General features: G+C 39.8%; 12 protein-coding genes. 9 read left to right on the top strand and 3 right to left on the bottom strand.

Annotation, left to right across the window (positions count from 1 at the left end; genetic code table 11):
- From AAG807_RS19565 to AAG807_RS19550, 4 genes are all read left to right on the top strand, one after another.
- Positions 1-1,146: T9SS type A sorting domain-containing protein (locus AAG807_RS19565; protein WP_341907810.1), on the top strand; the 1,146-nt coding region annotated here is incomplete at its 5' end.
- A gap of 305 nt (positions 1,147-1,451) precedes the next feature.
- Positions 1,452-5,816: a T9SS type A sorting domain-containing protein gene (locus tag AAG807_RS19560; RefSeq protein ID WP_341907807.1), complete on the top strand. Its 4,365-nt coding sequence runs from the start codon at positions 1,452-1,454 to the stop codon at positions 5,814-5,816.
- A gap of 115 nt (positions 5,817-5,931) precedes the next feature.
- Complete coding sequence (locus AAG807_RS19555) at positions 5,932-6,456, top strand: 3-hydroxyanthranilate 3,4-dioxygenase (RefSeq protein ID WP_341907804.1); 525 nt, start codon at positions 5,932-5,934, stop codon at positions 6,454-6,456.
- Positions 6,457-6,502: 46 nt separating this feature from the next.
- Positions 6,503-7,036: a hypothetical protein gene (locus AAG807_RS19550; RefSeq protein ID WP_341907802.1), complete on the top strand. Its 534-nt coding sequence runs from the start codon at positions 6,503-6,505 to the stop codon at positions 7,034-7,036.
- Between the two features lie 120 nt (positions 7,037-7,156).
- Here AAG807_RS19550 and AAG807_RS19545 read toward each other — a convergent pair whose 3' ends face one another.
- A complete protein-coding gene (locus AAG807_RS19545; RefSeq protein WP_341907800.1) occupies positions 7,157-7,372 on the bottom strand; it encodes an RNA-binding S4 domain-containing protein in 216 nt (71 codons plus the stop codon).
- A 100-nt stretch (positions 7,373-7,472) separates the two neighbouring features.
- On the opposite strand from AAG807_RS19545, the gene AAG807_RS19540 reads away from it, so the two are divergent.
- From AAG807_RS19540 to AAG807_RS19525, 4 genes are all read left to right on the top strand, one after another.
- Positions 7,473-8,504 (top strand): histidine kinase, encoded by a 1,032-nt coding sequence (locus AAG807_RS19540; RefSeq protein ID WP_341907798.1) that lies wholly within the window; start codon positions 7,473-7,475, stop codon positions 8,502-8,504.
- Complete coding sequence (locus AAG807_RS19535; protein ID WP_341907796.1) at positions 8,497-9,192, top strand: LytTR family DNA-binding domain-containing protein; 696 nt, start codon at positions 8,497-8,499, stop codon at positions 9,190-9,192. Before AAG807_RS19540 ends, AAG807_RS19535 begins: the two co-directional genes overlap by 8 nt.
- Positions 9,193-9,195: 3 nt before the next feature.
- Positions 9,196-9,849 (top strand): hypothetical protein, encoded by a 654-nt coding sequence (locus tag AAG807_RS19530; RefSeq protein WP_341907794.1) that lies wholly within the window; start codon positions 9,196-9,198, stop codon positions 9,847-9,849.
- A 90-nt stretch (positions 9,850-9,939) separates the two neighbouring features.
- Complete coding sequence (locus AAG807_RS19525) at positions 9,940-10,947, top strand: T9SS type A sorting domain-containing protein (RefSeq protein WP_341907790.1); 1,008 nt, start codon at positions 9,940-9,942, stop codon at positions 10,945-10,947.
- Between the two features lie 4 nt (positions 10,948-10,951).
- On the opposite strand, the gene meaB is transcribed toward AAG807_RS19525, so the two are convergent.
- Both meaB and AAG807_RS19515 read right to left on the bottom strand, forming a co-directional pair.
- A complete protein-coding gene (gene meaB / locus AAG807_RS19520; protein WP_341907787.1) occupies positions 10,952-11,989 on the bottom strand; it encodes a methylmalonyl Co-A mutase-associated GTPase MeaB in 1,038 nt (345 codons plus the stop codon).
- 3 nt (positions 11,990-11,992) lie between these two features.
- A complete protein-coding gene (locus AAG807_RS19515) occupies positions 11,993-12,466 on the bottom strand; it encodes a cytidine deaminase (protein WP_341907784.1) in 474 nt (157 codons plus the stop codon).
- Positions 12,467-12,562: 96 nt separating this feature from the next.
- Here AAG807_RS19515 and mtaB point away from each other — a divergent pair, with 96 nt between their 5' ends.
- Positions 12,563-13,891, top strand: coding sequence for a tRNA (N(6)-L-threonylcarbamoyladenosine(37)-C(2))-methylthiotransferase MtaB (mtaB, locus tag AAG807_RS19510; RefSeq protein ID WP_341907781.1), 1,329 nt, complete (start codon positions 12,563-12,565; stop codon positions 13,889-13,891).
- Position 13,892 lies beyond the last annotated feature (1 nt).

Below are 13,892 nucleotides of genomic sequence, written 5' to 3'. Positions count from 1 at the left end.
ACATTCAATAACAATGGTGCTGCTGTTTCCTTAAATGAAACAAACATCGCTCCTACTGCGACTGGTGCTCAAACAACAACTGGTTGGGTGAACTCAACATTGAACGGTACACTTTGGTACACATTTGTTGCGCCTCCATCCGGTTCTGTGAGAATCAACTCAACTGCAATCAACTATAACGGTCAAGCAGCGGTTTATTCTGCTGTTAACTGTGCAGATTTCAATACGTTCACATTGGTAGCTGCAAACGATGATGCAATAGGTGGAACAAGTGTCGCTCCGAACTTCACGGTTTGTGGTTTGACACCAGGTACTACTTACTATATCATGTATGACAAGTTTGATGGTACTTCAGGTAACTTCAGCTTGAATGTTTCTGCGATTGTTTTGGAAGGTGGATCTGCCTTACCTGTTACAAATGTATGTACAGGAGCAATCGTTGATTTGTTCACTACGATTTCTGGTAACAATACCGGTGGGGTTTGGTCTTCTTCAATCGCTGCGGTGAATGCAAGTATTCAGGATTCCATGTTTAATACTGCAGGACTTGCATACCAGACATTCAATATTCAGTACCGTGTAACTGATGGCTGTGCTTATGACTCAATCGTATCACAAGTGAAGATCTTCCAATTATCAAATGCCGGACAAGATGGTGTGATCACTGCTTGTAAAAACGAACCGATCGATTTGTTGGCTGGTTTGAATGGAAATACAGATTTGAATGGTGACTGGTATGATCCATCCAATGTCTTGTTGCCAAACTCTCAGGTAACAACAGGAATTTTCCCTGGACAATACAACTATGACTACATTTCAGGAAACGGTGTTTGTCCGGATGATACTGCGAATGTGGTAGTAACTGTTTTAGGAAATTGTAACTGGTTATCAGTAGATGAAATGGCATTGGAAGAAGTAACGGTTTATCCGAATCCTTCTACAGGTGTTATCTTCATTGAATCAGGGTTCACAGGTAATTTTAACCTGGTTATTACTGATATCAATGGTCGTACAGTGCAAACTGGTCAGAACACCATTTCTGCCGGAACAAACACTGTAAACTTGAAAGAAGTTGAAAGAGGTACCTACTTCTTCAAACTTTCAAGTGAAAATGCTGAAAAAGTATTCCGAATTGTGATTCAATAAGCACAAAACCGAACAATTTTGAACCCCCTTACTTAGTTGTAAGGGGGTTTTTTGTTGATTAATCAATTATTGAAACAATAATTGATATAAAAATTAACAGGTATATTATTCAACTGATCACAAGACACCCAAAAACGAAACAGAAAAAACCCCAATAAAACAGAAGGTTTCAGAGATTTACGCAAACGGTTTACCTAACCTTACACTTAAGAAGTCCAGATTGTTATCGGAATAAAAGAATAAAAAAAAACTGTTATTAAACTGTTAATTCTTTACATTTGTTTGAACGTAAATAAATACAACTTATGAAGAAAAAATTGCTACAAACTCTTTACAGGGGCATAGCGGTATTTTCCATGGTGACGCTAGTCTTAGGACTGAGTCAGCAGGAAGCCTTAGCGCAATGTACCAACAGTTCCAGTTATGGAAGTGTCACGGCACCTACATCTGGAAGCGCCACCATCTCTACCTGTTCTTATCAGGAAGAATATTCCACACTCAATTCGGTTGCAGCAAGTACAGTGTACTCGTGCGCTATTGCGACTGGTGGATACATCACTATCCACCAAGGAACTCCAGCTGGTCCGGTTATCTCTCATGGAGCTTCTCCGTTGACTTGGACTTCTACAGTTGGTGGAACCTATTATGCTCACTGGAGTGTGAATGCAGCTTGTGCAACAACTACCGGTTGTGTAACCACAAGCATCAATTTTATTGCAACACTTCCTGCAACGCCTCCAACACCAACGCAAGATCCAACAGCTCCGACATGTACAGGAGGTTCGGCATTGTCTGTTACCGGTACACCTGGAACAAACGAAGCTTGGTACTGGCAAACAACTCCAACAGGAACAAGTATGGCAACACCTTATTCAGGTCCATACACTGTTTTTGCTAATGGAACTTATTACTTGAGAACTTACAGTTCAGCAAATACTTACTGGTCTGCAACGTCATCGTCTGTGGTGGTAAGTAATTTCCCTACTGCAGCAACACCGGCAGCTCCAACAGCTGGACAAAATCCGGCATGTAACAGTACAACTCTTACGGCAGGAACACCACCAGTCGGAACAACTTATTATTGGCAAACAGTCGCTAACGGATCCAGCAATGCTTCCGATGCGAGTACGCCACTTACTGCATCTGCAACTGGAACCTATTACTTAGCGGCATACGAAACTGCTACTCAGTGTTGGTCTACAACATCCAGTACGGCAATTACTATTCAAACGATAGTTCCTCCGGCAGCTCTTGCAAATCCTACTTATTACAATTACTGTTCATCGGCGTCATCCATGCCGGTTTCTGCTCAATTACCTCCTCCGACAACAAATACTGCAAGTTGTTCTGCTACAGCAACAGCTTCAGGAAATGACGGAGCTGCTGTTACAGCAACAGTAACGAACTTCTCTTGTGCACCAACTACCATTGTTGCTGCGTCAATGAATGCTTCAATTGGTCAATACTGTGCATTATACGGATGGTATTCATACAATGTAGTTGTAAATGGAACGACTATTTTAACTGGTTTATGTGATCAAAACAATATTGATTTGACACCTTATTTACCGTTGACATCTGTATCAATCGTATCTAATGACGATGATGGGTATGGTTTCGACTTTGTAAATATGAGTTTGACTGTAAACGTTTCTTACATTACAGATCCATACACTATTTCTTGGTTCGCAGCTCCAACCGGAGGTTCTTCTTTAGGGACAGGTACTACTCTTGAAGCTCTTGGAACATCTGTGCTTCCAACTTCTGTGAATGGTCCACACCAATTCTATGCAGCAAACAATCAGGGAGTATGTGCTAGTGCAACTCGTACATTGGTTACGGTAAACGTTACGGATGTATTGGCAACTTTAACACCAGTAAATATCCTTTGTAACGGAATGAACAATGGTTCATTCACATTGGGAACGGTTACTTGTGGTACAGCGCCATTTACTTATTCAGTTGATGGTGGTGCATTTTTACCAATCCCAACAAATCTGACGCCGGGTGTTCATTCAATTGTCATGAAAGATGCGGCTACTTTAACAAGTGCTCCAATCTCAATTACAATTACACAGCCTTCTGCTCCAACTGCATTGAATGCATTTAACGTTACATTCTTCAACGGAATGTTAACATGGACTGCACAAGGAAATGAAACAACATGGAACGTTGAATACGGTCCTGCTGGATTTACTCCTGGTACCGGAACAATGATGAGCGGTGTAACAAATGATTCAGTTCCTGTTACCGGACTTACAGAAGATACAGATTATGATTTCTATGTTCAGGCTGGATGTACAACATCTTCTGCTTGGGCCGGACCATTCTCTTTCTCAACAGATGTACCTTTCTCAGCTTGGGATAGCCAATGTGGACCTGGATTCACTCCAATTCACACAAGTGGAACCGCTTTGAATCTTGCTGATGATGCGTCCATTGGAATTACAACTGTAAACCCTATTTCTTTCCAAGGAGTTACTTCAAACAACATCACTGTTAGCAATAACGGATGGGTTCAGTTTGGTGCTGTAACTTTAAATGCATGGCAAGTGGATTTGGATGACGAAGAAGGAAATGTTTATTGGCAAGAAACAACGATCGGTGGTGATAACTACTTCATCGTTGAATGGTACAATAGACCTAAATTCTCTACGGTTTCCGGACAAAATGTAACATTTGAGATCGCAGTTAATCAAACTACAGGAGAGATCTTCTACTTGTATGATGACAAAGTATTCGGTGGTTCACAAAGTGCATATGACTACGCTGGAAACTTTGCTACCATTTCTGCATCAGGACCATTATCAACCATTACTGTCTCTTACAATAGCCAAACATACTTACAAAACAACTCATGTGTAAGATTGTATACTGCGCTTTGTCCAAATGTTCAAAACATGGTTACTTTAACTTACACGGATGACGCACAATTGAATTGGGATGCGGGTCCATATGGTGAGACAAACTGGACTGTAGTTTACGGTTTGGACGGATTTGATCCAACTATTTCTGGTCAGGAACTTGGAACATTAAACGTAAATACTTCTGATGTAAACTTCGGTGGAAATTTAGAGCAATTAACTTGTTACGATGCATACATCTACTCTGAATGTCAGGCAGATAGTATTACATCCGACGGTTTCCTGGTAAACTTCTGTACAAAACCAAATTGTTCTGATATCACCTTGTTAAATGGAACTTCAGATCCTGATTCATTGGAATTAACTTGGAACTGGATCGAATCAACTCCTGTGTTCCCTGTAACTGGATTCAATATCCAATACGGTATGACAGGGTTTACTCTTGGTTCAGGACAAATCACTCCTGCAACAGGAATCAACTTTGCTGACACCATCCCAGATCCATTATTGATGGGTTCAGGTGTATATCAAGTATACGTTCAGGCTGAATGTAGTGGTACAAATGACACTTCCAATTGGGTAGGTCCGATTTCAATCGTGATGCCGCTTACAAACGACATCGTTTGTGCTCAGGAAGGACTTCAGTTGAATACAACTTATACATTCAATAACAATGGTGCTGCTGTTTCATTAAACGAAACAAACATTGCTCCTCCTGCTACAGGTGCTCAAACAACAACTGGTTGGATCAATTCAACATTGAATGGTACACTTTGGTACACATTCATCGCTCCTCCATCCGGTTCTGTTCGTGTGAATTCTACAGCTATCGGGTATAACGGTCAAGCGGCAGTCTATTCTGCAGTTAACTGTGCCGATTTCAATACATTTACATTCAGAGCAGCAAATGACAATGAAATTGGTGGAACAAGCTTAGCTCCGAACTTCACAGTTTGTGGTTTGACTCCAGGTTCTACTTACTATATCATGTATGACAAGTTTGATGGTACTTCAGGTAACTTCAGCTTAAAAGTCACTGAAATTGTTTTGGAAGGTGGAAGTGCTAACCCTTTAACAAATGTTTGTTATGGGAATACAGTTAACTTGTTCTCAACAATTACAGGAAATAACCTTGGTGGAACTTGGTCATCTGCAATTCCTTCTGTAAACGCTAGTATTACCGGTGGAACATTTGCATCAAATGGACTGGCATACAGTACATTCGATTTCGAGTACCGTGTGGTTGATGGATGTGCTTATGACTCCATTATATCTCAAGTGAAAGTTTTCGGACCGTCAAATGCAGGTCAGGATGGTGTTATTACAGCATGTAAAAACGAACCGATCGATTTGTTGGCAGGTTTGAATGGAAATACGGATTTGAATGGTGACTGGTATGATCCATCCAATGCCTTGTTGCCAAGTTCACAAGTAACAACCGGAATTTTCCCTGGTCAGTTCAACTATGACTATATCTCAGGAAACGGCGTTTGTCCGGATGATACTGCAAATGTGGTTGTAACTGTTTTAGGAAATTGTAACTGGTTATCAGTAGATGAAAATGCATTGGAAGCAGTAGCGGTTTATCCGAATCCTTCTACAGGTGTATTATTCATTGAATCAGGATTCACAGGTAATTTCAACCTGGTAATCACTGATGTTAACGGTCGTACAGTGCAAACTGGTCAAAACACGATTTCTACAGGAACAAACACTGTAAACTTGAAAGAAGTTGAAAGAGGTACTTACTTCTTCAAACTTTCAAGCGACAATGCTGAAAAAGTATTCCGAGTAGTGATTCAATAAGTTTAATTGAACTTTGAAGCCCCTTGTAAAATTTACAAGGGGCTTTCTTTTTTTATAGAACTACCTATTGCAAATAGACCATTCATTTGGTACTTTTGATAAAAACACACGGGATATGTTAATGCCATTTAATTTACATCAGTGGATCGAGGAAAACAGGGAGTTATTGAAACCACCTGTTGGAAACAAAAACCTTTATAAGGAGGCTGGTGATTTCATTGTAATGATTGTTGGAGGACCGAACGCACGAAAGGATTACCACTTCAATGAAAGTGAGGAACTTTTTTATCAGATCGAAGGTGATATCACAGTCCGTATCCAGCATGAAGGAAAAGCAAAGGATATTGTCATCAAAGAAGGTGAAATGTTCTTACTTCCCCCACGTATTCCGCATAATCCCCGTCGCGGAGAAAACACAGTAGGTCTGGTTATTGAACGCGTACGCAAAAACACAGAGATGCAGGACGGTCTGTTCTGGTTTTGTGAAAAGTGCAATCACGAACTAAAGCATTATCGATTCAAATTAGATAACATTGAAAAGGATTTTCTACCTCGTTTCAAGGAATTCTATAATTCGGAAGAAATGAGAACATGCTCCGTTTGTGGTCATCAAATGGAGGTAGATCCAAAATTCATTTAATTGTTACTTTTACCAAAAAACGAATTCACTTAGAAAAACAATCCATATGCAACTATTTGTTGGAATCATCTTTCCTATCCTAATTTCTATTATCTCCGGAGGAGGGGTCTTATTAATGGCTTATCTCTTTCTAAAGAAAACAGGGGATCGTGAGATCAGAGCTGTTCAAATCGAATTGAAAAAAGAACGCCAAAAACATTTTCTTCCAATGAGAGTGGAAGCTTATCAACGAGCGGCACTTTTGATGGAACGTATTCACCCCGGTAGTTTGGTCATGCGCCTTCACAACCCGAGTCTTCCGGCTAGAAAACTTCAAACAGATTTATTGCAGGCTATCCGCGAAGAATATGATCACAATGTATCCCAACAGATGTTCGTTTCTCCGCAATCATGGGATATGGTAAGAAATTCCAAAGAGGAAACCATCAAGATCATCAATTTAGCGGGAAATCAGATGGACGCAACAGCGCTTTCTACTGATTTGGCTGCAAAGATTTTTGAGATTGTAGCTGAAGTAGGAAAATTACCTACAGAGATTACGGTTGAATACCTGCGAAAGGAATTACAAGAATTGTTTTAACTTGAAAGAGAGTCAGGACGACGTTCTGAGACAAGAGTCAAGGCTGATTAATCGTTATCACAGCGATTTCTATCTTGATTCTAAAAGTCTTGTCTTTTGACTCTTTAAAATTTCAAGTTATTATTTCAGAACAATCCGGACCTCGTCGCCCACTTCGATGATATCGCCGGAAACCAATTTAGCACGTTTTCTGGTCTCCAATTCCCCATTACGGAATACTTCTTCGTCTTCAACAATTAGTTTTGCATGACCACCAGTCTGAGCTATTCCTGTAGCTTTTAACAATCCCAATAACTCGATATATTCTCCGTTGATTGTAAATTCAATCTTCTCCATGCTGCAAATGTAGAGCTTTTATAATGGATTAGAACTCTTTCCGTAATTGATCTGAAGTCAAAGCGCTCATTTTTTTGTATTTTGCATGAAATTCCGTTTCATGAATTTTTCCTGGAAAACATTCGCCCTACATATCTTGCTGATACTTCTTTTCATTAGTATTCCGATCATATCATCTCCGGATTTCAACTACAGCTTAGATCTTTTTTCTGTCCCTCCTTTTATTCGAAATTTCGTTGGTTATCTCATGATAATCGGTTTTTTCTATCTCAATTACTACCTTATCATTCCCAAATATTTTTTCTCAAAAAAATACGTCATTTTCACATTTTGGGTGATTGTAAGCTTCCTTATTATTATCGCATTTGATTATTTGCTGTTCCATAAATCGCCTTCCCCGCATTTTATTGATCGGGAATTTGGTCCGCCTCATCAATCTTCTTTTGACTTTCATTTTATTAGCTTGATAGTGCCATTTTCACTCATTTTGCTTTTTTCCATTTCTATCGGTCTGAATCGAAAGACCAAACAAATTGAATTGGATAAATACCAGGCTGAATTGCAAAATTTAAAATATCAGCTTCAGCCACATTTCCTGTTTAACAGTCTCAATAATATTTATTCTATCTCCATTCTGGAACCTGAAAAAACACCGAATTACATTTTGGAACTTTCCGAAATTTTAAGGTATCTGCTAAAAACCGATGGTGCTTTGGTCGTTAAATTGACGGCTGATTTGCGCTTTTGCAAACAATATATCGATCTTCAAAAATTGCGGTTTGAAGACGACAATAACTGGATAATAAAGATCCCGGAAGTCTCTGAAACCTTCCAGATTCCTCCTTTTTTAATGATGCCTATCATTGAGAATGTGTTCAAATATGGGATTCATCCGGACAAAGATTCTCCAATCAAAATCGAAGTCCATCTAAAAGAAAATAAACTTCATCTTACAACCTTTAACAGAAAAAACAATCATGCAGGAGAGAATTTACTGCTTGCTCAAAGTTTGGGTATTACAAAAACAAGGGAGCGATTGAATTTACTTTTTTCCGGTAAACATCAATTGAACATCCGGGAAACGGAGCAGGATTTTCAAGTGGATTTAGAAATTGAACTCAATCATGGTTAGAAAATATAGATTAATTGCAATAGATGATGAATCGCCGTCAATTCGTTTGATTGAAAATTTCTGTTCTGAAAATCCCAATATTTGTTTTTTAGAAGGCTTTGTAAGTGCAAAAAAAGCACTGAGTTTTCTCTCAAAAAACATGGTCGACATTATCATTTTGGATATTGAGATGCCCGGAATGAACGGTCTTGAATTCGCCGGAAAATGTCCCGAAAATGTAAAAATCATCTTTTCTACCGCTTTTGAACAATTTGCCATTGAAGGCTTTAATCTCTCAGCCATCGATTACATCCTGAAGCCCTATTCTATCGACCGTTTCAATCAGTCTGTGGACAAAGCCATCCGAATGATTGAATTGGAGTCACTGCGAAAACCGGAAGAAGAAATCGTTGTAAAAGCCAATTATTCGAATAAACGTATCAAATTGGATTCCATCCTATACATTGAAAGTTTGGACGACTATATTACGATCAACTTGATTGATACTGAATCTGTCACATTCCGAAACACATTAAAAGCTTTTACGCAAGAGCTGCCGGACAATAACTTCATTCGAATTCATCGTTCCTTTGTCATCGCATTGGATAAAATAACCAGTTATCAGCGAAATAAAGTGGTAGTTGGTGATAAAGAGCTTCCTATTGGTTTGCAATATAAAGATTCCTTTCTGTCCGCTTTAAATCAATAAAAGATGTCAAAGGAAATTTATCAGCTATTTAAAGGTGAGCTCCGTGGTTTGATTCAGGGTCTTCAAAGAAGAAGCTTTGTTACATTTAATCAGGAGAATTATTTTGATGAATCCCGAAAACCCATCGAACCCTTCACTCAATTTTCAGAGCATTATCTATACGAATCAAGGCAATTGGAAATTATGAGTGAATCAGCATCGTTGATCTTGCTCCCAATTGAAGGAGAATTAAGTATTCAGACAGGGGAAACAAACCGGACGATTTCTCCTCAACAAATCCTTGTCCTATCTCCCAATCAACTAATCCACATCGGGAATTGCCTACCGTTGGAAACGAGCCGATTCTATACCCTTCAAATCATTGATGACACACTTGAAACAGGAATTTATTCGTTTCATTTAACTGAGCGAAATGAATTAATTCCGCTGCTTGAATCAGGAGTTTTTCAACTCAATTTAGGTCTGTATGATGGCAGAAAGGAAGGTGTTCAACCCGTAAATGAAAAAAAACATTTGTTTATTTCGATCATAAACGGTGTCTTTGAAGTCCAAAATCGGTTAATGGAAACGAATGACAGCCTTTTGGCAATAAACGCTTCGGAAATCGAATTTGAAGCACTCTCTGAGAATGCCATTATTCTTAGCCTCGCTTTCTAAACACCGCAAAAAAGTATCTGTATACCGCAAGAATTAGTTTCCCCCAAGAGACTTCTCTATTTTTGATTTGAAGGTTAAATTAACAAGGATATGGATCGCAAACGGTTTCTAATTAATGGAGTTAGCTTACTTGGAGTGGCAGCAATTGCTCCAAGTGTTTTCGGCAATAAATCAGGTTCGGAAGGTGATGAAAAGGGAAATTGTTTAACATCTCCATCAGAAACCGCCGGTCCATTTCCAACCATTACACCAAGCTCACTTGTACAAACAAATATTGTAGGAGATCGAACGGGTATTGCATTTACAATAAACATTCGAATTTTAAATAGCAATGCTGATTGCAATCCCTTAGAAGGAGCAATAGTCGATATTTGGCATTGTGACAAGGATGGAAACTATTCCGAATACGGTGGCACTACCATGCAAACAACGGATTATACCAGTTATCATTTCTTGAGAGGAAGACAAACAACCGATTCCAATGGGGATGTCAATTTCGTTTCGATTTTCCCGGGATGGTACACGAGTCGTGCAACACACATTCACGTACACATTTACAATTCGGCGGGAACCTCTTTGCTGGTAACTCAAATTTCTTTTCCTGAAGGAAGCGGAAGTGCTGTGGAATTAGTGAATTCAGCAACTGCATACGGTTATACAAAAGGAATGAGTGGTTATACTTACAATGCAAGTGACAATGTTTTTAGCGACGATTCCACGAATGCAGAAATGTGTTCTTTAAGCGGATCCGTAGCAAACGGTTATGCATTAACTCATGAAATTCGCGTAAATGGACCCGTTTTAGGAATTAATGACCTCTCTGCTCCGGATTTTGATCTTTCGAATGTCTATCCCAACCCAATTGAAGACCAAGGATATTTTGCGCTAACGCTTCGTTCAGAGTCTAAAGTAACTCTCCAAATTTTGGATTTGAACGGGCGTTTTGTTTCAAAACCTGTTTCAAGCAATTTCGGAACCGGAGAACACACCATTTCTTTCGATAGGGGTTCTTTATCAACCGGAATTTATATGTACAAAGTAACTGTGGAGAATGAAAACGGGACTTTTGAAAAGTCCAACAGATTGATTATGAAGTAATGTTTTATTGATTTACATTTCTATAGAGCCTATAAATTTCTTCGGCAGCTTCAAAAGCGGAAACAGTTCCATTCTCCACTTCCAATTCTTTAGCTTCGATATAGGCTCTTGTTTTTTCCTGAAACCACAAGCCTTGAATCAATAGGTCTTTCAATGTTTCATGCATCCAATTCAAATCCTGATGTTTCCGCTTGGAATCGAAAGTACCATTCAGCTTGGTATGTCTCTCAAAACGCTCAATCATTTCCCAAACAGTATCAATATCCGTGTTCTCCAATGAGCTACAGGTTTTAACCTCCGGAATCCAGCCATTTGAAGTCGGCGGAAATAAATGGATCGCATTTTTCAATTCCCGCGAAGCCAATTTTGCTTTATTTACATTGTCACCATCCGCTTTGGTAACAGCCAAACCATCCGCCATTTCCATGATCCCTCTTTTGATTCCCTGCAATTCATCTCCGGCACCAGCCAGAAGAAGTAACATGAAAAAATCAACCATTGAGTGAACCATCGTTTCCGATTGTCCGACACCTACCGTTTCAATCAGTAACACATCAAAACCAGCGGCTTCACAAAGGATAATCGTTTCACGGGTTTTTCTAGCCACTCCGCCCAACGTACTTCCGGCTGCAGAAGGTCTGATGAACACATTTTCGTTTTGGGACAAGATTTCCATCCGGGTTTTATCTCCCAGAATACTTCCACCCGTTCGTTCACTGCTTGGATCGATTGCCAAAACAGCTACTTTTTTGCGGTTTTTCAAGATGGTCTGTCCGAATTTCTCAATAAACGAACTCTTCCCCACCCCCGGAACACCCGTAATTCCAATACGTAGTGAATTTCCGGAAAAAGGAAGACATTGACGGATCAAATCCCTTGCCGTTTGCTGATCTTCTTCAAGGGTACTCTCAAGCAGTGTGATTGCCCCACTCAAAGCTGTTCGATCTCCCAACCGGATTGCATCAAACAACTTATTTGCTGTTCGATTCTCCCGCATTTTCTTTCGGGAAGAAAACCATTCCTCCAGGCGTTTCTCGTTCATCTTTTACTTTACTCCAAATGGAAACACTAAAATATCTTTTATACTGTCGAAAATCCAGGTTTTTCCATCCTGCGCAACCAAAATAATCCGGATAGCTTCCTGCTGACGTGATTCCGATTCTGCAATAACTTGTCTGCACGAACCGCATGGTGATACACATTCATCCACTGCAACCAAATCCCCCTGTGCCAGCACCACAATTGTTTTAACTGCCGTATTCGGGTAGTTCGCACCTGCATAAAACAAGGCTACCCGTTCTGCACACAATCCACTTGGATAAGCAATGTTTTCCTGATTGTTTCCCTTCACGATTGTTCCATCAGCTAACAAAAGGGCTGCACCGACTTTGAAGTTGCTATAAGGTGCATAGGCATCTTTCGAAGCTTCGTACGCTTTCTCGATTAAAATATATTCAGACTCAGGAAGTTCCTTCCAATGATCCAACCACTCATAATCAATCTTCAATTGCTTTTTCATATCATTGTTTACACTAACAAATATAACGAATACTTACACGGGTATTTTTGTGTCGCCCCGAAATTGTCTATCTTTGCCCCTCAATTCTGCAAAAAAATGCAACAGTTCAAAAAAGTCGCTTTTTATACCTTAGGATGTAAACTGAATTTCTCAGAGACGTCCACTATTTCCCGACTTTTTGAAAACGCAGGGTTTGCGAAGGTGGATTTTGAGGAAACTCCGGATATTTTGGTGATCAACACGTGTTCTGTTACCGAAAATGCGGATAAAAAATGTAAACAATTAGTAAGACGCGCAAAAAAGATAAACCCGGAGGTTTATGTCGCGATAATCGGTTGTTACGCTCAATTGAAACCAACTGAAATTGCTCAAATCCCGGGAGTATCCCTTGTTTTGGGAGCAAATGAGAAGTTCAACATTGTAGAGCATCTGGAAGCACTGGAAGCACAGAATGAGAATGAGAGCGAGAATGAAGAAAAACAAGCTGTAGTTAAATTTGAGCATATCAAACAAACAACGAGTTTCATTCCTTCCCATTCCATGGGAGATCGCACAAGGTCATTTTTGAAAGTACAAGACGGTTGTGATTACTTCTGTACGTTCTGCACGATTCCTTTGGCTCGCGGTAAAAGCAGAAATGCAAGTATTGCAGAAACAGTACTGGAAGCACAAAAAATTGCAGACACCAAAATCAAGGAGGTGGTTCTTACAGGAGTCAATATCGGAGATTTTGGTCAGGGAGAAGGAGAAAATTTCTTCGAATTGGTAAAGGCACTGGATCAGATCAATGGGATAGACCGTTACCGAATTTCCTCTATTGAACCCAACTTATTAAGTGATGAGATCATTCAATTCACTTTGGAGGATTCGAAACGTTTTGTTCCACATTTCCATATTCCGCTTCAATCCGGTAGCAATCGCCTGTTGAAAGCAATGCGAAGAAAATATTTGCGGGAATTATATGTGGAACGTGTTCATCATATCAAAAAACTACGCCCTGACTGTGCAATCGGTGTGGACGTTATTGTAGGTTTCCCGGGAGAAACAGACGAAGAATTTTTGGAAACAGTGGACTTCCTGAAAGATCTGGATGTTTCCTATTTGCATGTTTTCACTTATTCCGAACGCGCGAACACAACGGCTGTGAAATTAGGTGAACCTGTCCCGAACCAAATCAGGGCACAACGAAGCAAGCAATTGCATATTCTTTCCGACAAGAAAAAACGCGCTTTTTATGAATCGCAAGTCGGTTCGAAAAGAACGGTTTTATTCGAGGCGGAAGAAGACGAAGGAATCATGTATGGATTCACCGAAAACTACGTGAAGGTAAAAACAGCTTTCAATCCGGACCTGGTGAATCAGATGCAGACGGTTCAATTGACAGAAATTGATCGGGATGGTGTGCTGAAATGTGAATTCATCTGAG

The sequence above is a fragment of the Fluviicola taffensis DSM 16823 genome (assembly GCF_943372375.1).
GTDB classification, from domain to species: domain Bacteria; phylum Bacteroidota; class Bacteroidia; order Flavobacteriales_D; family Crocinitomicaceae; genus Fluviicola; species Fluviicola taffensis_A.
Note: the sequence above shows the minus strand (reverse complement) of the source record. Positions and strands in the feature narration are given on the sequence as shown.

What these genes read in the sequence shown, in the direction of transcription:
- AAG807_RS19560 (WP_341907807.1), top strand. Translation starts at nt 1,452, where the DNA reads ATGAAGAAAAAATTGCTACAAACTCTTTACAGGGGCATAGCGGTATTT.
- AAG807_RS19555 (WP_341907804.1), top strand. Translation starts at nt 5,932, where the DNA reads ATGTTAATGCCATTTAATTTACATCAGTGGATCGAGGAAAACAGGGAG.
- AAG807_RS19545 (WP_341907800.1), bottom strand. Translation starts at nt 7,372, where the DNA reads ATGGAGAAGATTGAATTTACAATCAACGGAGAATATATCGAGTTATTG.
- AAG807_RS19525 (WP_341907790.1), top strand. Translation starts at nt 9,940, where the DNA reads ATGGATCGCAAACGGTTTCTAATTAATGGAGTTAGCTTACTTGGAGTG.
- AAG807_RS19535 (WP_341907796.1), top strand. Translation starts at nt 8,497, where the DNA reads ATGGTTAGAAAATATAGATTAATTGCAATAGATGATGAATCGCCGTCA.
- AAG807_RS19530 (WP_341907794.1), top strand. Translation starts at nt 9,196, where the DNA reads ATGTCAAAGGAAATTTATCAGCTATTTAAAGGTGAGCTCCGTGGTTTG.
- AAG807_RS19515 (WP_341907784.1), bottom strand. Translation starts at nt 12,466, where the DNA reads ATGAAAAAGCAATTGAAGATTGATTATGAGTGGTTGGATCATTGGAAG.
- AAG807_RS19540 (WP_341907798.1), top strand. Translation starts at nt 7,473, where the DNA reads ATGAATTTTTCCTGGAAAACATTCGCCCTACATATCTTGCTGATACTT.
- AAG807_RS19550 (WP_341907802.1), top strand. Translation starts at nt 6,503, where the DNA reads ATGCAACTATTTGTTGGAATCATCTTTCCTATCCTAATTTCTATTATC.
- meaB (WP_341907787.1), bottom strand. Translation starts at nt 11,989, where the DNA reads ATGAACGAGAAACGCCTGGAGGAATGGTTTTCTTCCCGAAAGAAAATG.
- mtaB (WP_341907781.1), top strand. Translation starts at nt 12,563, where the DNA reads ATGCAACAGTTCAAAAAAGTCGCTTTTTATACCTTAGGATGTAAACTG.